Origin of the sequence: Palleronia pontilimi, assembly GCF_016412875.1 — a bacterium.
Classification (GTDB): Bacteria; Pseudomonadota; Alphaproteobacteria; order Rhodobacterales; family Rhodobacteraceae; genus Palleronia; species Palleronia pontilimi.
The window spans coordinates 1-21,752 of sequence record NZ_JAEKPD010000030.1; the positions used below are offsets into that span (position 1 = coordinate 1).

Annotated in this window: 21 protein-coding genes; 3 read left to right on the plus strand and 18 right to left on the minus strand. The window is 60.6% G+C overall.

What is annotated here, in order from left to right:
• Nucleotides 1-79: 79 nt before the first annotated feature.
• The 16 genes from ILP92_RS17635 to ILP92_RS17705 form a co-directional block, all read right to left on the minus strand.
• Nucleotides 80-958: a Brp/Blh family beta-carotene 15,15'-dioxygenase gene (locus ILP92_RS17635; RefSeq protein WP_198917731.1), complete on the minus strand. Its 879-nt coding sequence runs from the start codon at nucleotides 956-958 to the stop codon at nucleotides 80-82.
• On the minus strand, nucleotides 955-2,121 hold the full coding sequence (locus ILP92_RS17640; RefSeq protein WP_235971573.1) for a lycopene cyclase family protein: 1,167 nt from the start codon (nucleotides 2,119-2,121) through the stop codon (nucleotides 955-957). The genes ILP92_RS17635 and ILP92_RS17640 overlap by 4 nt, the downstream gene beginning before the upstream one ends.
• Nucleotides 2,051-2,902, minus strand: coding sequence for a phytoene/squalene synthase family protein (locus ILP92_RS17645; protein ID WP_198917732.1), 852 nt, complete (start codon nucleotides 2,900-2,902; stop codon nucleotides 2,051-2,053). Before ILP92_RS17645 ends, ILP92_RS17640 begins: the two co-directional genes overlap by 71 nt.
• Nucleotides 2,899-4,407 (minus strand): phytoene desaturase family protein, encoded by a 1,509-nt coding sequence (gene crtI / locus ILP92_RS17650; RefSeq protein ID WP_198917733.1) that lies wholly within the window; start codon nucleotides 4,405-4,407, stop codon nucleotides 2,899-2,901. Before crtI ends, ILP92_RS17645 begins: the two co-directional genes overlap by 4 nt.
• A gap of 69 nt (nucleotides 4,408-4,476) precedes the next feature.
• On the minus strand, nucleotides 4,477-5,250 hold the full coding sequence (locus ILP92_RS17655; RefSeq protein WP_198917734.1) for a bacteriorhodopsin-like: 774 nt from the start codon (nucleotides 5,248-5,250) through the stop codon (nucleotides 4,477-4,479).
• 774 nt (nucleotides 5,251-6,024) lie between these two features.
• Entirely contained in the window at nucleotides 6,025-6,456 is a 432-nt protein-coding gene (locus tag ILP92_RS17660; RefSeq protein WP_198917735.1) for a ribbon-helix-helix protein, CopG family, read from the minus strand.
• Between the two features lie 24 nt (nucleotides 6,457-6,480).
• Nucleotides 6,481-8,478 carry a conjugal transfer protein TraG gene (locus ILP92_RS17665; RefSeq protein WP_198917736.1) on the minus strand — a complete coding sequence of 666 codons (1,998 nt, stop codon included), beginning with the start codon at nucleotides 8,476-8,478 and terminating at the stop codon, nucleotides 6,481-6,483.
• Between the two features lie 28 nt (nucleotides 8,479-8,506).
• Nucleotides 8,507-10,264: a relaxase/mobilization nuclease domain-containing protein gene (locus tag ILP92_RS17670; protein WP_198917737.1), complete on the minus strand. Its 1,758-nt coding sequence runs from the start codon at nucleotides 10,262-10,264 to the stop codon at nucleotides 8,507-8,509.
• Between the two features lie 247 nt (nucleotides 10,265-10,511).
• Entirely contained in the window at nucleotides 10,512-11,273 is a 762-nt protein-coding gene (locus ILP92_RS17675) for a lytic transglycosylase domain-containing protein (protein ID WP_235971575.1), read from the minus strand.
• 3 nt (nucleotides 11,274-11,276) lie between these two features.
• Nucleotides 11,277-11,789, minus strand: coding sequence for a S26 family signal peptidase (locus ILP92_RS17680; RefSeq protein WP_198917738.1), 513 nt, complete (start codon nucleotides 11,787-11,789; stop codon nucleotides 11,277-11,279).
• Nucleotides 11,786-12,253, minus strand: coding sequence for a DUF2840 domain-containing protein (locus ILP92_RS17685; RefSeq protein WP_198917739.1), 468 nt, complete (start codon nucleotides 12,251-12,253; stop codon nucleotides 11,786-11,788). Before ILP92_RS17685 ends, ILP92_RS17680 begins: the two co-directional genes overlap by 4 nt.
• A complete protein-coding gene (locus ILP92_RS17690) occupies nucleotides 12,250-12,531 on the minus strand; it encodes a helix-turn-helix transcriptional regulator (protein WP_198917740.1) in 282 nt (93 codons plus the stop codon). Before ILP92_RS17690 ends, ILP92_RS17685 begins: the two co-directional genes overlap by 4 nt.
• Nucleotides 12,532-12,689: 158 nt before the next feature.
• Nucleotides 12,690-13,214 carry an abortive infection family protein gene (locus ILP92_RS17695; protein ID WP_198917741.1) on the minus strand — a complete coding sequence of 175 codons (525 nt, stop codon included), beginning with the start codon at nucleotides 13,212-13,214 and terminating at the stop codon, nucleotides 12,690-12,692.
• A gap of 394 nt (nucleotides 13,215-13,608) precedes the next feature.
• The gene (locus ILP92_RS17700) at nucleotides 13,609-14,202 is read right to left on the minus strand and encodes a DUF2285 domain-containing protein (protein WP_235971577.1); all 594 of its coding nucleotides are present in this window, start codon (nucleotides 14,200-14,202) and stop codon (nucleotides 13,609-13,611) included.
• Nucleotides 14,147-14,329, minus strand: a complete 183-nt coding sequence (locus ILP92_RS18895) for a transcriptional regulator domain-containing protein (protein WP_368667919.1) — start codon at nucleotides 14,327-14,329, stop codon at nucleotides 14,147-14,149. The genes ILP92_RS17700 and ILP92_RS18895 overlap by 56 nt, the downstream gene beginning before the upstream one ends.
• 138 nt (nucleotides 14,330-14,467) lie before the next feature.
• Nucleotides 14,468-14,740: a DNA -binding domain-containing protein gene (locus ILP92_RS17705; protein ID WP_198917742.1), complete on the minus strand. Its 273-nt coding sequence runs from the start codon at nucleotides 14,738-14,740 to the stop codon at nucleotides 14,468-14,470.
• A gap of 151 nt (nucleotides 14,741-14,891) precedes the next feature.
• Here ILP92_RS17705 and ILP92_RS17710 point away from each other — a divergent pair, with 151 nt between their 5' ends.
• Complete coding sequence (locus ILP92_RS17710; RefSeq protein WP_198917743.1) at nucleotides 14,892-15,110, plus strand: helix-turn-helix domain-containing protein; 219 nt, start codon at nucleotides 14,892-14,894, stop codon at nucleotides 15,108-15,110.
• A gap of 53 nt (nucleotides 15,111-15,163) precedes the next feature.
• Here ILP92_RS17710 and ILP92_RS17715 read toward each other — a convergent pair whose 3' ends face one another.
• Together ILP92_RS17715 and ILP92_RS17720 are read right to left on the minus strand one after the other, a co-directional pair.
• The gene (locus ILP92_RS17715) at nucleotides 15,164-15,499 is read right to left on the minus strand and encodes a DUF736 domain-containing protein (protein ID WP_198917744.1); all 336 of its coding nucleotides are present in this window, start codon (nucleotides 15,497-15,499) and stop codon (nucleotides 15,164-15,166) included.
• A gap of 1,115 nt (nucleotides 15,500-16,614) precedes the next feature.
• Nucleotides 16,615-20,220: a YobI family P-loop NTPase gene (locus tag ILP92_RS17720; RefSeq protein ID WP_198917745.1), complete on the minus strand. Its 3,606-nt coding sequence runs from the start codon at nucleotides 20,218-20,220 to the stop codon at nucleotides 16,615-16,617.
• A gap of 228 nt (nucleotides 20,221-20,448) precedes the next feature.
• Here ILP92_RS17720 and ILP92_RS17725 point away from each other — a divergent pair, with 228 nt between their 5' ends.
• Together ILP92_RS17725 and ILP92_RS17730 are read left to right on the plus strand one after the other, a co-directional pair.
• Complete coding sequence (locus ILP92_RS17725) at nucleotides 20,449-21,540, plus strand: ComEC/Rec2 family competence protein (RefSeq protein WP_198917746.1); 1,092 nt, start codon at nucleotides 20,449-20,451, stop codon at nucleotides 21,538-21,540.
• Nucleotides 21,537-21,752: hypothetical protein (locus ILP92_RS17730; protein WP_198917747.1), on the plus strand; the 216-nt coding region annotated here is incomplete at its 3' end. The genes ILP92_RS17725 and ILP92_RS17730, both read left to right, overlap by 4 nt.

Consider the following 21,752-nt stretch of genomic DNA (forward strand, 5'->3'; position numbering starts at 1 on the left):
CCTGGAACAAGGGCCGAAGAATCGGCCAGAAACGATCGTTTCGGAAAAGGTTGTGCGGACTCGCTCGCAATCATCAGAGTTACGCAGGATTGCGTCTGGCATGTCGCTGGAACCGATCCACCAGCAGCATATGTGGGACTGTCAAAGCCGCCAGTCCGATGAAGACGGTTTTCGAGATCGTATCCTCGATCGAAATGGGATCAGACGCTCGAATGAGCATGGAGGCGACACCCGCCGCCACTACGGTCAATCCAGACAAAAGCACTGCGGTCCAAGCGGCCGTGCGACGATCTTTAGTCCAGTCGAGAGCTTCGGTCATATGCCGAACCGAATGCAGGGCGCAGAAATAGACGACGAAATAGAGAATAGGCGCGAGGCTAAGAGCAGCGACCCACAGCGTTCCTTGCTCCAGCGCCGCGCGCCCCCGCAGATCGGAGCGCAACGCCAATGCACCGGCAAGACCGATCAGCGCCGCGACCCCAAGAGCGGCCAGACCGGTGGCCACCGGTTCTGCCGAGCTCGGCGGTGCAAGATAGCCAAAAATCTGCATGACCTCATGGCGGTGAAATAGAGCGGGTGCAGCGATGGTCGCAATACCCCCGGTCCATCGCAAAATGGCCGGGCTATCATCCCAGTCGGCCGAAAAGTGAACCGACGAGTATGCCAGGAATGCAACCAGTGCTGCCCCCGGGGCGATAATCCAGAAAATGAGGACAAGACCCGCTATTCCGAGATAAAGGGTCGAAAAACGCAAGGTCCCGCGCCATCCCTCAAGGGGCCAGAGCTTTTGCGCGATGGGCAGGTCCAGCGCTCCATGGGGCAGACCAAATACCGCGACTAGTGCCACAAGAATGAAGGCCTGCGCGGTCAGATCCGGCTGAATTATGCCCATCGAGAGAATAGCCGAAGCGGTTGCCAACAGAAACAGCCAGGTTTGCCAAGGGGGGGCAGCTTTCATGTGGGGAAAGCCGCCGCGCGCAGGAAGGGCAGCGGTGGAAGGGATGCCATGACTGACAGGCGGTCGATGGGATGGGTGGAGCCCGACAAGAACCGTTCCAACCGGTCGGGCGACGCGTTTCTGAACAGCGTGCCAAACAAGGAGGGCCCCCGCGCGGGGGCAGTCGCAAGAACCTGCAGGAACACCCGGTCCATGAAGCGCGTCACGGGGCCATCCAGCCGGGTGTCGGGTGTTTGGCCCGAGATAAGCGCAGCGGCCACCCGATCCGCCTGGATCTGGCTGCGTACAAAAGCGTACCCCGTGGACGGACGCGCGGCACCGCCACCCAGGCCCATCCGGATAATGCCGTCGGGTCCGGGATCGGCATATCCGACTTCCATCGGCAGGGCGCCTGCTTCGACCCGCAATATTTCGATCCGGCCCGCATCCAATGCTGCGATTTCGGCATCCAGCCACGAGGTATATGTATCCCGGCCGGGGTTGAACGGGGCGAATGAGGTTACCTCGACAAGTGCTCGGGTGCGGGTGAAGGGCAGGATATAGACGAAATCGACCCCGGCACTTTGGGCGGACCTGAAATGCATCAGCTGCACCACGTCGGGGTCGAAGACGGGGCGTTCAGTCCGGATCTCGCGGCCCAAAAAGAACTGGCCATAGGTGGGCACGCGGGCGGGCGGGCGCGTATCGACGACGGCCGCCGCGGTCATCGCGCCCGCGTCGGTTTCTACGAGCCAATGATCACCGGCCCGGGTGACTTCGGTCGCGGACACGCCCAGCGACAGGTCGGTATTGGACCCGTCTGAAATCATATCCTGCGCACGCTGATAGAACGCGCCCGACTCCACCGTCTGATACCGCATATGCGATGATGTGCGGCGCGCGACACCTTGGGGGCCCTTGACCGTCCAATGGGACCATTGCTTGCGCACGCAATCCTGGAACGGATCGGGTGCGGTACGCCAGAAACTCCAGGCACGATCATCGACATATGCGGGTCGCGGTTCGATCACGCGCACCGACAGGTCAGATCGCGCCAGGCGCACTGCCAAGCTTAAACCTGCACAGCCGCCGCCCAGAATCGCGACATCGACATCAGGTGAGGGCATGAGATACCGGATCTTTGAACGGACGGTTGCGGATACCTTCGCGAAACAGCGCCGCAATCGTCAGACCGGCTTTTCGCTCCATCGGGACAAAGGCGCGCCCGGCCAGTGGATCGAGGTCTCGGCGGCGCAGCTCGGTCCCGATGCCGGAATACATAGCGGCAGCGGCGGCGACCGCGAGCCGCAATCTTACCGGTAGCGCGACCAACCCGCGCCTGCCGGAAAGATAAAGGTCATCCGCGGTTTCGAGCAAAAGCCCCATCGTCGATCCGGCGGCATGGATGGCGTCCGGCCTCCCCGCAGCGATCGCCCGGGGCGGATAGGGGCAGTGCGTGTAGGGAAGATAGCGCCGCCCGGCGCGCGCATCCTCGGCCACGTCGCGGCAGATATTGGTCAGTTGCATGGCCTTGCCCAGGTCGGTGGCGGCGGGATGCCAGCGTGCGTCGATGTCGAACAGAGCGCACACCATTACGCCGACAGTTCCCGCGACGCCCATGCAATACGCGTCGAGCGCGCGGTCGTCGGCGATGCGCGTCGCGCCGGTGTCGGCCGCGGCTGCCGCGACCAATTCGCGAAAGGCGCGCGATCCGTGAGAACCTTGTCCCAGAAGGTCATGCGCCTCAATGGCCAGGGGATCCTGCGGCTGAGGCCGGGTCAGCTCCGTTTGCAGACTGCGAAGCCTGGCACACGCGGTCGGTCCGCCGACATCGTCGGCGATATCATCGACCGTGCGGCACAGGGCGTAGAGACGCGCCAAGCGAACCCGGTCGCCACGCCGCAAAAGTCGTGCCGCGGGCGCGAAGCTGCGCGCGTGGCGCGCCATAATAGCCTCGGGGCTCATGCGACGGGCTCGGCGGCGGGTATCAAAGTCTCCAGCACCTTCGCCGACGACACGACCCCTGGTAGCCCGGCACCCGGATGGGTTCCCGCGCCGACGAAATACAGATTTTGCACCCCTTCGCCGCGATTGTGAAACCGGAACCATGCCGATTGCGTGAAAAAGGGCGACAACGAAAAACCGGCACCGTCCACCGAAAGATAGTCGTCGCGGAAATCCTCGGGGGTCATGGCGAATTCTGCGGTAATCGTATCCTTCAGGCCGGGCAGCATGGTAGCGTCCAGCGCGTCGACGATCCGGTCGCGTAGTTTCGGGCCTTCGATGGCCCAATCCTGACCGCCCGCCAGATTTGGCACCGGGCAGAGCACATAGAAGCTGTCGCACCCGTCCGGAGCAAAGCTAGGATCGGTCGCGGTCGGACGGTGGACGTAAAGCGAAAAATCCTGCGCCAGTTTCTTTTTATGGAAGATGTCGCGGAGCAGACTTTTGTACCGCTCGCCGAACCAGACGGTGTGGTGGGCCACGTCCGGCCATTTCCTTTTCGCGCCGAAGTACAAGACGTAAAGCCCCATCGACAGCTTGGACGCTCTCGACCGCATCTTCGCAACTTGAGAAACCTGGCTGGCGGGCAGCATGTTACGATAGACATGGACCGGATCCATGTTCGATACGACAAGATCCGCGGTTAATTCGATGCCGGTGTCCAGAACCACGCCGGTTGCCCGGCCATCTTCGACCGTGATCCGGTCGATGGTCTGTCCCAGCGAGATCTTGACGCCCTCTTCGCGCATCAGCCGTTCGAGGGCATCCACCAGGGCGCCGGTCCCGCCCATGGCGAACCAGACGCCATGTTCACGCTCCAGGTGATTGATCATTCCGTAAATGGCGGTCGTCGAAAACGGGTTGCCGCCGACCAGAAGTGGCTGGATCGAAAACGCCCGCCGCAGCCGATCGCTTTTCAGGTGCCGAGCAACCATGGTCCAGACGCTTTCGAACGCGCGCAGCCGCAACAGGTGCGGGATCTGACGCGCCATGAAAGCGGGAGAATGGAACGGCGCGGCCGACAAACCGGAAAATCCCACATCGTAGATTTTCTTCGACCACGCCCCCATGCGGCGATAGCCGTCGACATCGCCTGGCGACAGACGCACGATCTCGGCCTCGGTCGCCTCTTCCGTCGGGCCGTAATCGAACGTCTCGCCGTCGTGGTACTGGAATCGATACCAGGGATCTGGCTGGACCAACGTCACGTAATCTTCCATGCGCTTGCCGAACAGCGCGAAGAGTTCTTCGAATAATTGTGGCGCGGTGAGGACTGTGGGCCCGGCGTCGTGCCGGAAACCATTCCGTTCGAACACCTGGCCGCGTCCGCCCAGCCTGGGGCACCGGTCGATCAGGCGAACGTCGTAGCCCTTCGCCCGCAGCCGCAGGGCAGCAGCGATGCCGCCAAACCCTGCACCCGCAACGATGGCCTGCTGGGCTGCAATGAAACTGGTGTCACGGGGCATTGGCGAAATCCTTTTGGTTTTGGTCTGCCACTCAGATCGAGCCGCCCGCATCGCGGGCGGCTCTGAAGGTCATTCGGCCGGAACGGCGGAGCCGCTGCCGTCGGACTTCGCATCGCTCTTGCGCACGGCGATCAGGAAGATCAGCACGCCGAAGCCGGCCTTCGCGATGATATCGGCGATGGTGTAGCCAACCTGGATCACGACCTGCGACGTCGATCCGTCAAGCCCGACAGCACCGGCAAAATAGACCACTGGATAGAACGCCCAGCTGAGCACCGTGACGTTTCGGGCGGTTTTAACGAGGCTACGCGCGTTTTCCGGCTGATCCGAGATGGACTTGGACAGGCCGACGAAGAGCTCGTAGATGATCCACAGGAATGGGATCATCGACAGAATGCCCCACATCCAGCGGGCCCCGTTACTTGTCGCGATTTCGCCCGGATAGCCAAGCGCGACCATCAACGCAGCCAACACGCCAAGGCGGGTCGCACGCGAAATCGTTTCCGACCGGCTAAGCCCCATGACAAGGATCAGTTCGATCAGCAGAAGCGGCACGGTCAGCAACCAGTCGACATAGCGGTAAGCATCGTTGAAGGGAACTCCGGTCGCCTGGATGGTGCCGTCCACGAATTCGTAGGCTTCACTCCAGCTCTGGCCGATGCGGAAATAGTGATAGGCGGCGATAAAGGTCACGAGACCTGTGATCGTCAGGGCGGTCTTGTATTGCGCGATCACCTGGCTGCGACCCAGCCAGAAAAACAGCGTGGCGGCGGCAAGCGTCGCGAAACTGAATGAGAATGCATTATAGATCAGATTATACTGACCTACGGTGAGATTTTCCATGGAGAGGGTCCGTCCGTTGGCTAGGGAAGTTCGGAGGTAACCCGGGGCATTTTGCATTCAATCGTACGCGGACCAGACAAGAAGTCGCAGCCGTTTCTGGGATGTTTCGGCCGTACCGAATGGCGTAAAAAACAGTTATTTTGCACTGCGTTTCCCGAAATTTGAGCCTTCGAGCCTTGGTGCGTCAAATTGGTCAGGATTGCTTATGTTCGTCCTTCGCGACCAACACTCCGTGGATTTGATGGCCGCGGCAGACGAAAAAAAGATCAGGGCCATGCCGTAGCGCCAGCGAACGTCAGGGTTACTCCCAAGGCGGCGGACGTGGTTCCCGCGACAGCCGGGGCAAGCACATCCCCAAGCGCCGGGACAAACTTCTCCGCACCGATTGCGCGATACACGGCCTTTGAGAGTGCCTCTTACTGAAATTCGAGGTCTTGGTCAGTGGTCGAGATCCGTGCGGAAAAGAAAAATTTGGCGTGCTGGAGATCCAAATTTGCGAAAATAGCGGAACGTACCTTTGAATAGCGACAGACGAAAATACTCCAACTACAGTCTGAGCGATAGGACCAGATTTTGTAGCGGCCGGAAAGAACTCAGATTTCAGCCGCCAAACGGCCCGTTCAAAACCGTAGAAGTTGTTTAAGGCTTTGGCCGCCTGGCGTTAGCTAACATTCACACGCGGTGCAGCATACGGAAAGATGGGCTCTCAGTGTGAATTGGCTGCGGGTTGGCTGAACGGCCGCTTCGCCAACTCGCGGAAATGGCGATTGAAGTCTATTTTTCGTTCGAAAACTCGCCGGGGGATTGCACGTCCTCCGACACTTCCCTCCTCAGCGTACTGCCCTTCGCCAGACGCCGCCCGAGCGCGTCGACGAATCCCTCGTAGCGCTCGCGACCCTTGGCGTTGGCGGCTTCGCGCATTGTATCCGGCAGCGGCGGCGTCGTGGTCAGCCAGAACTTCACGAAGAGCGCCAGCGCCTCGGCCGCGATGGTCTGGTCCCGCTCCAGCCGCTCGACCGCGCGGGTCAGCCGGTCGAGACGACGCACGATGGCGGCCTCGCGCTGGTCAGCGGCATCCGGCGAGAGGAAGGCGGCGAGGGCGGCCTCGACGATCTGCGATTTCGAGATTTTGCGACGAGCAGCAAGCGCCTCCAGCTCCGCCGATAGAGCCGCTTCGAAATACACGTTCAGGCGGTCTTTTCTCATCGGGCCTTCCTCATACCGGCCTCCTCACAGCTCGATCCCGCCATCGGGATCGAGCGCCACTTGGCGCGCGACCGCCCGGAACTGGCTTTTCTGCATAGCCTTTGCGCGCTGCACATCGTCATCAAGCTCGTCATCGAGATCCGCGAACTCTTCACGCGCCGGTGCTGAGGCGGGTGCGATTTCCTCATGATCGGGCAGCTCCGGCTCGCGGCGGACGCCGCCGTCGGTATCCTCGTCGTCGGAGGCCTTCCCGGATGGCGGGATCGGGGATTGCCCGCTCCAGTCATCTCTGTCCGCAGATTCCGATCTGTTCGGCAGGTTCTCCGCGAGCCTCGGAGGCGGGAGGATGCGTGCATTCAACTGCCGATCCTCGTAGTAGCGCGCCTTCTGCGCCCGGATCGGTGGCGCACCGGAGACGAGCACGACCTCTCCTGTCGACGGCAGTTGCATGATCTCGCCGGGTGTCAGCAGCGGCCGGGCCGTCTCCTGCCGCGAGACCATCAGATGTCCGAGCCAAGGCGAGAGGCGATGCCCCGCATAGTTCTTCATCGCCCGCATCTCGGTCGAGGTGCCGAGCGCGTCGGACACGCGCTTCGCCGTCCGCTCATCATTGGTCGCGAAGGCGACGCGGACGTGGCAATTGTCGAGGATGGCGTTGCTCTGACCGTAAGCCTTCTCGATCTGGTTCAGCGATTGCGCGATCAGGAAGGCCTTGATTCCGTAGCCCGCCATGAAGGCGAGCTGGCTCTCGAAGAAGTCGAGCCGCCCGAGGGCCGGAAACTCGTCGAGCATCAGCAGCAATCGATGTCGTTGGCCCTCCGCGTTCAGCTTCTCTGTCAGCCGTCGGCCGACCTGGTTGAGCACCAGCCGGATGAGCGGCTTGGTCCGTGAGATGTCGGAGGGCGGGACGACGAGGTAGAGCGACACCGGCCGGCCGCCGGAGATCAGATCGTCGATCCGCCAGTCGCAGCGACGCGTCACGCGCGCGACGACCGGATCACGGTAGAGGCCGAGAAAGCTCATCGCGGTCGATAGCACGCCCGATCGTTCGTTCTCGGACTTGTTGAGCAGTTCGCGCGCCGCCTGTGCCACGACGGGGTGCGGAGCGTCACCCAGATGCGGCGTGCGCATCATCGCCGTGAGCGTCGCGGCGATCGGCCGGCGCGGATCCGACAGGAACGCGGCGACGCCGGCCAGGGTCTTGTCGGGTTCGGCATAGAGGACATGCAGGATCGCGCCGACCAGCAGCGAGTGGCTGGTCTTCTCCCAGTGGTTGCGGCGTTCGAGCAAACCTTCGGGATCGACGAGGATGTCTGCGATGTTCTGGACGTCGCGGACCTCGCCGTCGCCACGCCGAACCTCGAGCAGAGGGTTGTAGGCTGCACTCGCCGGGTTGGTCGGATCGAAGAGCAGCACATTGGAGAAACGCGAGCGCCAGCCTGCGGTCAGTTGCCAGTTCTCGCCCTTGATGTCGTGAACGATGGCGGAGCCCGGCCAGGTCAGCAGGCTCGGCACGACAAGCCCGACACCTTTTCCGGACCGGGTCGGCGCGAAGCAAAGCACGTGCTCGGGTCCGTCGTGACGGAGATAGGCCGTGCCGAGACGCCCGAGAACCAGGCCATCCGGCGCGAGGAGCCCGGCATTCGTGATATCCGCCTTCGTCGCCCAGCGGGCCGAACCGTAGGTGGTGACTTCGCTGGCCTCGCGGGCCCGCAGCACCGACAGGAGGATCGCGATTGCGATCGTGGCGAAGCCGCCAGCTCCGGCGATGACCGCTCCCTCGACGAAGACCCGCGGCGCGTAGGCGTCGTACCAGTACCACCAGAGAAAGAAGTTCGGCGGCGCGTAGATCGGCAAGCCCAGTATCGTGGTCATCGGCTCCCCGAGCTGCGGCTGGAAGCCGAGACGCCAGGCGACCCATTGCGTGGCTGCCCAGATGAACAGGAGGGCCACCAGACAAACGATGAGGATCTGGCCCCAGAGGATCGCCGTGGCGGGAGAGCTTTGTTTCCGGCTGGTCATGTCAGTCCTTTCTGAGTTTCGGGTTCCGTCAAATCCCGAGCCCACGCTTGTGACCGAGAGCCCAGTCGATCCCGCCGCCAGGCGTCACACTGCCGGTGATGGTCTGGCCGAGACGGCGATCGAGCTGCGGCTTCCAAGGGACGAGCTCGAAGCCCAATCGGTCATCAATCATCGCGAAGCGGCCCGACGCGAGGTCGAGCCGCTGGCGATAGGTGCCGACGACGCTGTCGCCCTCGACGGGACGACGGCGCGGTAATCCCGTCTCGGCCTCGAGCTTGGCGGCCACGGTATCGAGTTCATGGTTGCGCAGTGTCGTCAGCAGATTGCGCGCGAAGATGACGCGCTCTCCCTGGCGACGGGCCAGTCCCTCCGTCGCCAAGTGATCGGCGCGACGGTCGAGCGCCTCGGTCACGTCTGCTCCGAATCCGCCACGGCTGAGCGGCGCGCGATCCTTGGCGACGTGCACCCGGTCGAGCCAAGTCGCGCCCTCCGCGCCGACCTGGGCCTCGAGCGACAGGTCTGACCGGCCGACGAGCGAGAGCCGCGGCGGACCGCCATGTGTCGGCGTCCAATTCCGCGTTTCGACGATGCCACCGATGGGCGTGTCGCCCGTCGCGTCGATATCGGCGAAGCGCAAATGATGCACTCGTCCGTCGACGCCGTCGATCACGGCATAGGCCTCGCCTGTGAGTTCGTCGTGCAACCCGCGATCCGCAAGGCGCCCGAGCAACGGTTCCGTCGGCACCCCCTCGATCGCGAAATCCGTCTGCGCCCGCTCCGGTCCGCCCGCCATGGCCCGGTGCATGGTCTTGATGATGTCGCCGCGCAGGGCGAGATCGCGCAGCGTCCGCTCGGCATCTGGCCTCAGCGTCCAAACGGCCGGGCTATGGGACTCCGCGAGGCCCAGCCGTTCCAAAACCTGCGCCCGGCCGATGAGGCGTCGCCGCAGGTCCGGGTCGCGCGGCTCCGGCGATCCGGGACGCAGGTCGGCGACCCCGCCAGTCTCGTCCGCGAGACTGCGGAGAGCACGGTCGAGACCGGTCCAGCGCTCGGCTTTCACCTCCGCGTAGAGAGCGACGTCGATCTCGCGGGCAGAGCGCGGACCGAGCTCGAGATCCACGAGCTGTTCGGCGCGGGCGCGGAAGCCGCGGCTGATATAGTCCCGCGAGACGACGAGATCCTTGTCGTCATCGGTCCGGCCGCGCAGCAGCACATGGACATGCGGATTGTCGGTGTTCCAGTGATCGACGGCGACCCAGTCGAGACCAGTCCCGAGATCGCGTTCCGCCTGGCTCATCAGGTCTCGGGTGAAGGCCCGCAGGTCTTCCATCTGACCCGCATCCTCCGGCGAGACGATGAAGCGGAAATGATGCCGGTCGTCCTCGCACCGATCGGCAAAGGCGCGATCGTCGATAGTCTCCGACCCCCGGTCGAACATCGCCGCGTCGCGCCCGTCATGGGTGACTCCATCGCGCGTGAGATAGGCGAGGTGCCGGGCAAGCGGTGCCGACCGATAGCGATGGCCTACATGGCGGACGATGCGCGCCTTGACGACGACACGCCTCCGGCTGCGCGACAGGGATCGCGCGGCAGCGGCGAAGCGACCACGGCCGAAGGTCGAGCCACCGCCGGATCGAGCGCTCGTGCCGAAGCGACTGCCGACATGGCCTGCCTTCCTTGCGGCGCGCAGGACCTGCCCGAAGAAGCTCTTGGCCTTGCGGGCGCCGGGCCCGCGATCGCGGATCCGTCCCGGCCGGATACGCACATCGTTCTCGCGGTCGCTCATGTAGCCGCTCCTTCAAAACGGGTTGTGGCACGGAGAAAGGTTATGAATTTCGGAAACTTGCTATGAGGGCCGGCACTGTGATGACTGGGACGGCACGGCAATTTTCTATCAACACCAACCACATGGCGCGCCGTAGTGCCGCGCCTTTTATCTCGCCATCCTTCCGTTGCTGCACTCTCCGCCGTCAGCACCAGTGCCACGCCTGCGACGCGACCAGCCAAGATGCGCAACTCTGCGAACGGGCGCATCATTCCGATTCCTCCGGTCTAGGCCGCACGAAAAGTCCGTCAGGGACTGCACGGGCTATCGATTGCCGGGCGACAGGTTTGCCGATCGTGAGACCATCCCGCGACGCGGCGTCGCTTCCTCTCGGGTCGGCTTGGTCGCGATCCGGTTTGCCTGCAAAGAGCGGTGCCTCTCGCCAATCGCTGTTCGGTGGCGGTGTCTTAGGTTGCATCGGCTCCGCGTCCGACGCGTCGATCAGCGGCAGCAGCGACGCCACATAGAGACGGGTCTCGCGCGGCAATTGGCGACCGGTCCGGAGATGGTCTGCGTAGCGCTCCGGTCCGGCATTGTAGGCTGCGAGAAACCCCGGTGAGCCGAACCTGTCGTGCATCATCCGCAGATAGGCAGTGCCGGCCAACACATTGTCGCGTGGATCGAACGCGTTGGTCCCGAGGTCGAGTTGATCCCGTAAGTCGTTCCATGTTGCGGGCATGATCTGCATCAGTCCCATGGCTCCCGCCGAGCTGACAGCCCTCGGATCGCCCGCGCTTTCGACCTGCATCACGGCCCGTATCCAGGGCTCGGGAATGTCGAAGCGGCCCGCGGCGTCGGCGATGTATGTGTCGATCGGTGACGCTTCTGCGACCGAGTCTGAGGCAATCGTCTCGCGCGCCGGCGACTGCGCAACGGCATCTTCGGGAACGACCGGTACGCAGGCGGGCAGTGATAAGAGGATCATGCAGACGAGATGTCCGCGATGACCTGGATGCGTTGAACGGGCCATCGATCAGCCCTCCCGTGTCCAGAACGGCGTCGCCCGACCGATGATTATGTCGGTGCCCAGTGGCCCGAAGTAACGCCCGTCTAGGCTTCCCGGCGCGTCCGTGTTGAGGAGGAAAACCTCATCTTCGGCGAGCCGTTGGCAGCCGTGCCAGACCGGCAGCGAACGACCCATGCGATCGCGTGGAAGCGCCTCCGTGACCGCGCTCCCGTCGATCAGGATCGTCGTTCCGATCCGGCAAATTTCGGCGGGCGGTAAGGCGGCGACATGCTTCAGGAGGGGCGCGTCGGGACCGAGATGGCCGCGCTCCACCATCCAGTTTTTGAGGGGCGCTGGCGCCGCCAGGGCGACGAGATCGCCGACATGGAGCTGCTGGATCGGTGTCACAAGGTAGAGCCCGATCGGCACGCTGGCGGATGCGTTCCAGATGATAATCGGATCGCTTTGGACGATCGCCGACGCACCGATGATGGCGATGGCTGCACCGGCTGCGAGGAGGATGCGCCTTGACCGCGTCACGTTCCGATCTCCCGGCGCTTGAGCCAGGCGGCGTGTCGCGCATGGGTGTAGGAGCGCGGATGCAAACCGGTCGTCAGCCGATTGTGGACGTGCCGCCAGTGATCGGGGCAAACATCTTCGGGCGCGATGTCGGTCGCCTCGACCTGCTCGATGGCGAGAAGCGTCGCCTCGACCTTCGGCCAGCCCGCAAGACGGAGCAGGATCGCGCCCCCAGGGTGCACATGCGGAACGGTCGAACAGGGCTCACCCGGAAGTACGGCGCGCAGGATGTCGATCCGGCTTTCGGCGGTGCCGTAGGCATTCGCCGACCACCGAACCAGCGCGAAGATGGTGCCCGGATCGAATGCGACGATGCGTCGGATGGGATCCCGACTCGTCTCGTCGTTGATCCAGCCGAAGCGAATCCAGCGCTCGATCCGGCCGCTGACCCAGAGGAGGTCGACGCGTGTGCGTGTCGGACTCACCGCCGTTTTCCGGTATAGGCGGGCGAGATCGCCGCGTGGCGCTTGGCAGGCAGGACGGTGTCGCCAGTGTTGTCGGAGGTCGATCGCTTCTCGCCGCGCCCGACCCAGGCCTGCAGATCCTCGACGGAATAGACGACGCGGCCGCCGATCTTGGAATAGCGCGGACCGGTCCCGTAGGTGCGGTGCTTTTCCAGCGTTCGGCCGGACAGGCCCAGCAAGCGGGCGGCTTCGGGGGTTCTAAGATATCGAGGGGGAAGTCCGGCAAGGGGATCGGGCATGGGTCGCGTCTCCGGCGTTCGCGCCGCGCCGCGGAACTGCGGCGGGCTGTCGGAGGTGATCAAATCGGAGAAGGGTCGCCGGGAGGGATGACGATCAGCGACGGTCGGAAACGTCACCCCCCGAATGCGGGCGGGACTGCGGCTTTCGGCAACCGAACCTAGAACGGAATATCGTCGGTGTTCTGCGGCTCCGTCGTCTTTCGTGCCGCCTCTATCCGCTCGAAAAACGCGAGTGAGACAAGCACGGAGTCGACGATGAACTGTGCCTCGGAGACCGTCAGCAACTCGTTGTCATGCGCGAAGGAGCGTTTGTTGCGGGCCTGGTTCAGGCCATCGAACAGCCTGTGCTGGACGCGAAGTGTCGGCAGGGCGAACGCGCTGACGGCGCCTTCGCCGCGCAGGATTTTCCCGTAAGTACCGAAAAGCGCGTCGAGCGGCACCTTGCCATCCGTGGCTTGGCCGCGCGACGACAGCAGAGTGCGGAAGCATTTGACGCAATAGGTATGCACCCGGTTCAGCGTGACATCGGCCTTCTCGGCGACCAGGTCGGCGGCGATCGACCCGCGCAGTGTCGGCAGCGTCGTGTCGCCGGAAAAGTCTTTGAGGGCGTCGTCGAGATTGAGCGACGACGCGTTTTCAAGCTCGGCGGTGAACTGCGCGAGCCAGGCCTTCAGGCGTTCCATCTTCGATGGAATCGGTTTCGACAAAATCGGCGAGTGTGCAGCGGAAGTCCCACAATGCCCGCAGAACGCGGACGACGAGCCGTGGTTCGGCGACGGCGACAAAGCCCGTAAGCGTCTTTCCCTTGCTGGTGCCATTGACCTGAAAGCGCTCCTGGAAGATGTCGGGGTCGACCGCCTCCCAGAATCATTCGGCCATCGTCCCGTCCGAGAAATCCAGGACGTATCCGCCGCCGCTGTGAAAGATCCGGTCGAACACAATCCTCTGCTGCGAGGTCAGGCGGCGAATTCGGCCGAAAATCCTCGCTGCGGGTCGTGAGGTTTCCAGGATCTCTCGTCATGCGGGAAAAATAGCGGAACCTAGCGTCAGGGGCCAATCGACGCGGTGATCCGCGTGTCAGCGGGTGGTACCGCGCAGAAGTTGGCGATAGCCGCGGCCGACCATCATCCGTCCATGCACCGCCAGTCGGGCCACCTGCGCCTTCAGCGAACTGGTCTTCCACGGCTCGTCCGCCACGCGATCTTCGCCGAAAAGCGAGACGGCCAAGGCGCGATAGCTGGCATCGGCTTCCCGCCCGTCGACGCATCGCAGGGCGTTTTTCAACCGGTTGCGCCGTTGCGCCGTAAGCAGCGGATCGACGGGAAGATCGAGGAGATGGCGTCGAATCCTGTCCGCCGCAACGAGACGGATCGACCAATCGTCGTCGAGTGGGATCAGCAGGCCGATCGGTTCGGTCTCGCTGTCACCAGCTGTGCCGACGACCACGGTACCGCGATCGAGCCGTTTCCAAGAGAGGCCGCTATCATCCGTGCGCGCATCCATGATCCGTCGGCGAATCGGGTCCGACGTCATGCCAACATCCGGCAGGCGCGCGATGATACCGACGACAGCGGGCGCGTCCGCCGGGTTCCAGAAAACGGGCGCGGCGGATGCGTCAAGCTCCGGATCGACCGGGAAATCGCAGGCCCCATGCGGCGGACGCGCCTCCAACTCCGCGCAGTCCGGCGTAGTAGGTTCGATAGCTTTTGTTGCGCCTCAGGCATTCCCAGGCAAACCCGGAGACGTCGAGGTCGTCGAAGTGATCATAGGCATGATCATCGCGCCAATCCGTCGGCATGGCCGATCTCCTCCGAAAGTCGCGCGCCGAACAACGGACGCCCGTATTTCCGATGGTTCGCCTTTAGGTTGCGTTTGCCTAGCCCTCTGCACGGCATCGGAGCATGCCGTCAGCGCATCACCATGGGCATGTTTCGGCTTACGGAAGGCCGGTCCGGAGGAGGTCGCGATAGCCCTGTTCCGTCATCCAGCGGGCCCGGGCGAGGTGCGATTGATGCACCGCCTTCGCGCGTTCCGGTTCAGCTTCGGCGTCGATCCCGAACAGGATGGACGCGATCTCAGCCAGCGGCGCGCCGTCGGTCTCGGCATCGAGCAGGCGCGCATAGAGCTTCATGTGATCGCGGTCGTAAATGGTCACGCAGTCGTCGGTTGGCGGTGCGTCGGTTACCGGTAACTTCGAACGCTTGTCCATCTCAAGGTCCTGACGGGCGGTAGCCCTTTAAATGAGGCTAATACGGAACCGGTCGCAGGATGGCACATGCCAGAGCCTGGGCACCGCAGACTGCGATATGAGTATTATAATACGTCGCATTGAAATACGCCATTCGCCTTTTTACCGACGGATGGATATCCGTAAGACATTTGGCTGCAATCTCAAGCACTACCGCTCGAAATTGGACATGAGTCAGGCAGAGCTGGCCGTGAAGATGGGCGTCGACCGTGCCCATGTTTCGTCTATGGAGCGCGGCAAGCAGAACGTGACGATCGTCACGCTCTGGCATGCGGCTCTTGCCGTCGATGTCGCGCCGGCAGCGCTTCTTGACGATCGGACGAAGGACTGATCCGGAGACGGGCGATCCCGCCCGGTGGTCCGGGCGGGGCGCTTGGGTGCGGCTCAGTCGCCGTTCTGGCGACGGGCCCGCGACCAGATGAGCGAATAGCTCTCTCCGTCGCCCTCGATGACGGCATCGTCGAAGAGGTTGGCGTAGATCGGCTGGGTGAAGCTCGGATCGTCGAGCTTGAGGCTCAGATAGTCGCGGCCTTCGTTAGAGCGCTTCGACCAGGCGGCGCCGATCTCGGCGCGGCCGACGAAGACGCGGTGGCTGGGGGCGTTGCCGTTGGTGCCGCTCTCTTCGGGGACGATGCGGACGGCTTTCGCCTGCACGCTGAGGGTGACGATCTCACCGACGAACTCGCTGCCGGTTTTCTTGAAGGTTCCGATGGTGGCCATGTCGTTTCTCCTTTGGGTTTCGAGCCCGCGACCGCCGCGGTTTCGATGGCGATCGCAAAGGCCGCGGCGACCGCCGACGCAGCCCTTGTGGCCTGCAGCGCAGCGAAGGACGGCGTGACGGGAAGTTTCTTGGCTGCGCGAGGAATGGCGGCGCAGCCGTCAGGGGAAGAAACTTACCGGCAGCCGTTGCGGCCAAGGCGGTCGAGGCGCCAGCCGGCCCCGGTCAGATCGGGCCATGAGAGACCGCGACGGACACGGGCGACAGGACATGGGAGAAGACCTGAACCCACCGATCCGGACCTGCAAGATCCCGGCAGCCGATGTCGCGCGATGACAGGTAGTGGCGCGCAGGTAGGCAAAGATGCAGCGTCCCGGAAGAGCGGCGGATGTCGGAAGCCCAGCCCTTCCACCGCTTCGTCGCGCCGGAACGGATAGGGATGCCGATCGGTCATTTGCGCGATCCGAGGATCGGCCGCGGCCCCGGCTCAAGTTCGACCCAAGCTCTTGTCGGCAGACTCTAGCGAGACGCTGACGGTGCCTGTTGAGGAAACGGCGGTCGAGATCTCGCTCGCTGAATTCGGTGGCGGTAACGGAACGTGGCGATATCTGCCCAGCCTTGCGGCCCGTCCGCACCGTGCGAGATTGGGATCGCATCTCGGGAACAGGTCTTCTACGGAGATCGTCAGCAACTCGAGACGACCCCAAGCTGCGTATTTTTTAAAGCCGATCCAGCAGGCAGTTGACGCTCGGTTGGGATGGCAGGTTCGCGTTGTTAGGGCACCCCGTGCGCACGGCGAAACTGGCCGCTGTGCGCCCATCTTGGACGGAACGGCATGGGATCGAACTTCCCGGTAGCGGACATGTCGGGATCCGGTCTCGACGTTGGCTAGGTCCTTGTGCGAAGGGCCCAATGATCGACAGGATGGTGCGGGAAGCCGTCATTCGCTGCAAATGCGAGGCTCAATTCTCAACATTGTGATAGCCGACATTCAATCTGAAAGGTTACTACTGGGGCTAGAACCTCAAATCTTTAGAACCGCGATGTTCACAGCACGCAAAGTCTAAGGCCAATAAGAGGCGCGTAGCACAGACTATGTAAGGTGTAGGTGACCGCCCTATGAGCGATATAGATTTACCATGATGTCGTTTGACCAGAATGGTTTTCCCACCGAGGAAATTATGTCGCGGTCATCAAGCCAACTGACAAGTTCGCTGTTTTGATTTGTCCTCTTGAGCATAGGACGCGCATATCCAGTCTGGATACTGGAATATGGATGGGGAAGCTGCGCCAAGACCTCACGAACCTCGGCCTTGTCGAGCATTTCGTGGAGAAGGTTGAGCAACTGAATCTGCGTGCTGACTGGTTCAGCGTTCACGACAATTGCTTTGACAATATCAGCAGTAAGTACGGGCAAGGCGGAATCTGTTTGCAAAAGGATCGGCCCGACAATACCGGCTCGCTTGGGAAGGCTGGGAAGCGCGCTCAGATCCATCAATTCAATAATCGCGCGTTTCTCATCATCAGAGACACCGGCGCCAAGCAATCGTTCACGGAAGTCGTCGTCGATCGAGAAAGCACTGGGGTCCTGAAGATACAAGGCGATGTTCTCAGCGACAAATGCCGTCTGCAGATCGACCTCGCCCTCAAGTGCGGTCAAATTCCCAGCATCGAACCTTATACGTTGCTCTTCGATTAGAATCCGGCGCTTTCCGGTACTGACAGCTTCCGGGAATTTTTTGAACTCTTTTGGAAGTGCCCGAACATATATCCGGTAGGTCTCATCTTGTAGATTATCTGCTTCGATCAGAAACTGACGGAGAGGATACGCTTCCTTTGTGTCGGGGATTGGTACTTCCAAAAGGGCTGCGCGGATTTCATCCTTGCCAAGAAATTCAGTTAGAGCAGCGCCATCAAAAGCCTCCGACTGAATGAAACCAATACAGTTCGACCACGAAGGTGCGATCTGGGCTCCACGGACAACAATACTCTGATAACGCTGTGGTACGTTGTCGAGCTCTGGTAAGTTTTCCACTTGGCGTAGGACGAAAGTTTCGACGGCTTCGAAATCAAGTGCATCGCGGTCTAACACAGCCAATATCGCTTCGACATCCTCTTCGACGTTATCGTCCATCTCCAACAGCACGTTTTCGAAGTACTCAGCAAAATCGCTTTCCACCCGATCGAGGAGGGGTTTGGCTCCAGAATTTCGAATCCTCGAGTAATGCCGCTTACGCAGGGCGGGTCCGGTTTCTTCTCCGAGGATAGAGCCGAAGATGTACTCAAAGTTCGCAGCGCTCAAATGGTAGTGACCGAGCTCGTACAACTTCTGGACGACTTGTGGATATGCATTGATCGCCGCAAGATCTTTCGTCTCGATTCGCAGCTCCTCGAGCTTGGCTGGGTCGACCCCTTCTAGAAGGTTGAGGATTTCATGGATATTCTCGGCCACGAACGTGCGTAGCTCGGCATGCTCTTCCCGCTCTCGAGCTAGAAGGGCAGGCGGAAGATGTTCGATTAGGCCCGCGATGTGTACGACTGCGGATGGGTCTTCCATTGCCGCGGGGACGAAACCCCGCCAAGCCTCGACCAGCCGCTTTATGAATTCGCCAACCTGCGATCCCGACGCATAGTAGGCTTGGAAAAACTCTTGCTGGTTCGGAAACTCGTTCGCGAGGTATGCGAAGACCTTGCCGAGCCGATCTTTGTTCTCTTCGCTCTCCAGAAGCGCGTCAACGAGCCGGACGTTCAGTGCATAATCGAGGCCGAAATCGTCCTCCCTCATGCCCGCGATGACTTCACTAGGGTTGTCGATCGGAAATCCGGGTTCTGGTGTCTGGAAGGCTCTGATCTGGATCAGGAACTTGTTATCGTTTGGTGATAGTCGTCCGGAGTGGAACAGGGACGTGTACTGGTAGTAGCTGTCGTCGAGATAACCCTCCAAAAGCAGGAAACGGGCGAGCTCGCCGCCGTCACCGAGTTCCTGAAAGAGGCCCTCAATCTCTTGACTGCTGGACCGCAGCAAGACGTTGAACTTGCTCGTCCGAATAGTCTTGATCTGGTTTCGCAGATCGGCAATTCGCCTGACCGCAGCCTTTTTCTGCGAGTCCGTCTTGTTCTGTATCGATTGCACTCGATCGGCAAAGGTTGCTTCTGGATCAATGTTTGCCTGCAAACCAGAATTGTTATGTTGGCGTCGGCCCTGGTTAAATGTGTTATAGTGAATGTTCTGTGTATTGATGAGCTCATCGAATTCTTCGTACTCGGATAGCTTGGCAGGTGCCACAAACTGTTGCCCATTTCTACTGACGCCTGACACGTTGGCTGGTAACGACTCTAGGAGCGCCATCGCGTAGATCCGTCTGAGTTCGCGGATGTCCTTCGGGACCTGCTTTTCAGCCGCTTCGATGCCGCGTTCAAGCTGCGCGATCTCAGATCGATGACTTTGTTCGCGAGCGGCGATGAGTTCGTCCTTGCGCCCCAAGATTCCGGCAAGATGTCCTTCGCCGCGGTGGAGCCTTTCAAAATCCCTCGGGTAGACGTTCTTATAAATCAGCACGGCAAGAAGTTTTGTGGCGTCAAGAACGTTCTCGCCATCTGTTTCCAAGTTCGCGACGTAGATCGCGTACTCGTTGAAGATGTTGTGGATGAGGCGCAGGTCACTAAGATAGCGCGACACTTCGCGTAGGAATTGCTGATCGAGACTTCCGTCCAACTCCAGCCGACTGCCCTGCGCCAGAACCATGTCTATCGAGTTCGAACTGTTGATGATGGGAATGACTGGGATGATGAACTCGAAGAACTTGGTCCGGTCTGTATTAACAAACATGTCGTCGCGTAGCGCGTAGAGGAATCTAACCTTGCGCTTTACTCCCACATTGCCGTTCACGAGACTGTTGATCTCGCGAAGAGTGACAAAGATGTCGGAATCTTCGAAGCGATCTAGATCTTCCACGACGACGAGGTCGTATCGAGTCGACTGGAAGAAGTAGACGATCTCATCAAGGTGACGATTGAGGATAGAATCCTGATCCTCTGAGGACGGCCTTATTTCAATGTCTTTCAGCGAAATGCCTTTTAGCGACAAGCCAAAGCTGGCCACGTAGAAGTGATGGATTGCGGACCAAAGAAACATCAGTGCGAAAGCTGCTATCGAGATGTCTAGCCAGTTCGTGAGATCGAAGGGCTTGAAGTACGATCCGTCAAAAATCGCGTTGCGATTGTGAAACGCATGCCAGACTGCGAGTATTCCTGAAAGAATGTAAAGTGAGCGGAGGATCGACCAGAAACCTGGCGATTGGATGCGTTTGAAACGCGAGAGCGGCAGTTTGTCTGCATCTGCGCCATAGAGCAATTGTTGGAGTATGCTCCGTTCAATCTCCTGCCTAGTCACTGTGCGTTGTTCATCGCCTGCTTCCGGCAAAAAGGCGGCAAGCGAGATGTGCAGGGCCTTGCGGGGATAGGATTTCAGGAACGAACGGATTATGCTGCTTTTGCCAGAACCATAAGGCCCGGTAAGAGCGATGTTTGAAACGTCAGGGCTCTCGGTCGCGAACGCCAAGGCGGCCGAATACACCCCTTCTTGGTCTGCTTCATCTGTGGGTGCAAGATCGACGAACTTCGCGGGCCCCTTTCGAGATGCAGATATTCGGCGCAACGCCTCTGCTAGTTTGAAGAGCTTATCGGAGATCCAGAGGAAGATTTTGGCGCGACTTACATACATGAGAAGCTGTCTACCATGCCCGCAAAATTATCCCAGCCAAATTGAGGACTTAGTCGATAACGCTAGTGACATTCTGAAGCTTTGTTCAGGGGTGAAATGCTCGGTACCGCTAGAGAACCCACATCTAGGATTTGAAACACTCCTTTTCATCGGGACGATCACGAGCGTACGGTTGAACTAGAGCCGAACTGTTCATACTTTGTTCACTGCGACCAGAGGGGTGAACAAATGGCAAACAGCTATGAAATCGATTTTCACCCTGTGGGTGATGCATCTCGCAGCGGCGATGCGATCTCAGCAAAGATCTCGGTTGGTAATCAATGGGAAACCGTCGTGATCGACGGTGGAACCAAAGACTCTGGCGAGGCTTTGGTGCATGCGATTGCCAAAAACTACGGGACGCGTGTGGTCAACAGGGTGGTCCTCACCCATGCTGATGATGACCATAGCTCAGGGTTGAGAGTCGTTCTTGAGCAATGTGAAGTCCATCAACTGTGGATGCACAGGCCTTGGCTGTATGCAGAAGAACTTGTTTCGCGTTTCAAGTATGGCTGGACGGTTCAGGGGTTAGCTCAAGAGTTGCGCAAGAGCTTCCCAATCGTTGCCGAGCTCGAAGAAATCGCGATCAAGAAGAACGTTCCGATCTACGATCCATTTGCCGGAGCGCAGATCGGCATTTTTACCGTCCTCTCGCCAACGAAAGAGTTTTATCTTGATCTGCTGCCAAATATGAGCCGGACACCCGAGCCAGCCGATCATGCGAAGATGGCGGGACTACGGACACAGTCGTTTGCCGGAATGCTGGCGGGCGTCAAGAATGCTGTTTTGGGAGTGTTTGAGTCTTGGGGAATTGAAACACTCGATGATGGTGGTGAGACGAGTGCATCGAACGAAAGCAGTGTCGTACTCTATGGGAGTCTCGATCACAAAAAGGTCCTGCTGGCGAGCGATGCTGGCCAAAAGGCACTGAGCAATGCCGCCGATCTGTGCAATGTCATTGGGCTTCATCTCAGGCAGTTCGATATGGTGTCGATGCCACATCACGGGAGCCGCAGAAATATCGGCCCGACATTGCTCAACCGCATTGTCGGGCCGATCCTAGCACAAGGCGCAGATTGCGGGACGATTGCGGTTGCGAGTGCAGCCAAAGATGACGAGCATCATCCAAAGCGGGTCGTTATGAACGCCTTTAAGCGCCGGGGATGTCTGACTGCCAAGACTGAAGGCGAAGGCATTATGATCAAATACAACGTGGACTCTCGACCTGGATACGGACCTTTGCCAGACATTCCTATATACTCTGATGTTGAAAGCCCATGATTTCACTGAACGAAATTTTTGACAGCTACGGGCGCAAAGCCCGTCTTTTCCCTGCGTTTCTGGCCGCAAGTCCGCTCCTTGCGCTCGCCGCAATGTACACGCCCCTGTTCGAATTTGGTGTCGAGCATCTTGTGTGGGCCATTGTGGTTTCTGCCGCTCTATATCTGTTGGCAGACCTCGCAAGGCGGCAGGGCAAGAAAGTCGAGAAGTCG

Bases quoted from the DNA above. Each gene is read 5' to 3' on its own strand.
- ILP92_RS17690 (WP_198917740.1), bottom strand. From the start codon at position 12,531: ATGCCCGATCCCCTTGCCGGACTTCCCCCTCGATATCTTAGAACCCCC.
- ILP92_RS17695 (WP_198917741.1), bottom strand. From the start codon at position 13,214: ATGGAACGCCTGAAGGCCTGGCTCGCGCAGTTCACCGCCGAGCTTGAA.
- ILP92_RS17665 (WP_198917736.1), bottom strand. From the start codon at position 8,478: ATGACCAGCCGGAAACAAAGCTCTCCCGCCACGGCGATCCTCTGGGGC.
- ILP92_RS17675 (WP_235971575.1), bottom strand. From the start codon at position 11,273: ATGGCCCGTTCAACGCATCCAGGTCATCGCGGACATCTCGTCTGCATG.
- ILP92_RS17725 (WP_198917746.1), top strand. From the start codon at position 20,449: ATGGCAAACAGCTATGAAATCGATTTTCACCCTGTGGGTGATGCATCT.
- ILP92_RS17670 (WP_198917737.1), bottom strand. From the start codon at position 10,264: ATGAGCGACCGCGAGAACGATGTGCGTATCCGGCCGGGACGGATCCGC.
- ILP92_RS18895 (WP_368667919.1), bottom strand. From the start codon at position 14,329: ATGCCGACGGATTGGCGCGATGATCATGCCTATGATCACTTCGACGAC.
- ILP92_RS17720 (WP_198917745.1), bottom strand. From the start codon at position 20,220: ATGTATGTAAGTCGCGCCAAAATCTTCCTCTGGATCTCCGATAAGCTC.
- ILP92_RS17705 (WP_198917742.1), bottom strand. From the start codon at position 14,740: ATGGACAAGCGTTCGAAGTTACCGGTAACCGACGCACCGCCAACCGAC.
- ILP92_RS17715 (WP_198917744.1), bottom strand. From the start codon at position 15,499: ATGGCCACCATCGGAACCTTCAAGAAAACCGGCAGCGAGTTCGTCGGT.
- ILP92_RS17660 (WP_198917735.1), bottom strand. From the start codon at position 6,456: ATGAGAAAAGACCGCCTGAACGTGTATTTCGAAGCGGCTCTATCGGCG.
- ILP92_RS17645 (WP_198917732.1), bottom strand. From the start codon at position 2,902: ATGAGCCCCGAGGCTATTATGGCGCGCCACGCGCGCAGCTTCGCGCCC.
- ILP92_RS17655 (WP_198917734.1), bottom strand. From the start codon at position 5,250: ATGGAAAATCTCACCGTAGGTCAGTATAATCTGATCTATAATGCATTC.
- ILP92_RS17710 (WP_198917743.1), top strand. From the start codon at position 14,892: ATGGATATCCGTAAGACATTTGGCTGCAATCTCAAGCACTACCGCTCG.
- ILP92_RS17635 (WP_198917731.1), bottom strand. From the start codon at position 958: ATGAAAGCTGCCCCCCCTTGGCAAACCTGGCTGTTTCTGTTGGCAACC.
- crtI (WP_198917733.1), bottom strand. From the start codon at position 4,407: ATGCCCCGTGACACCAGTTTCATTGCAGCCCAGCAGGCCATCGTTGCG.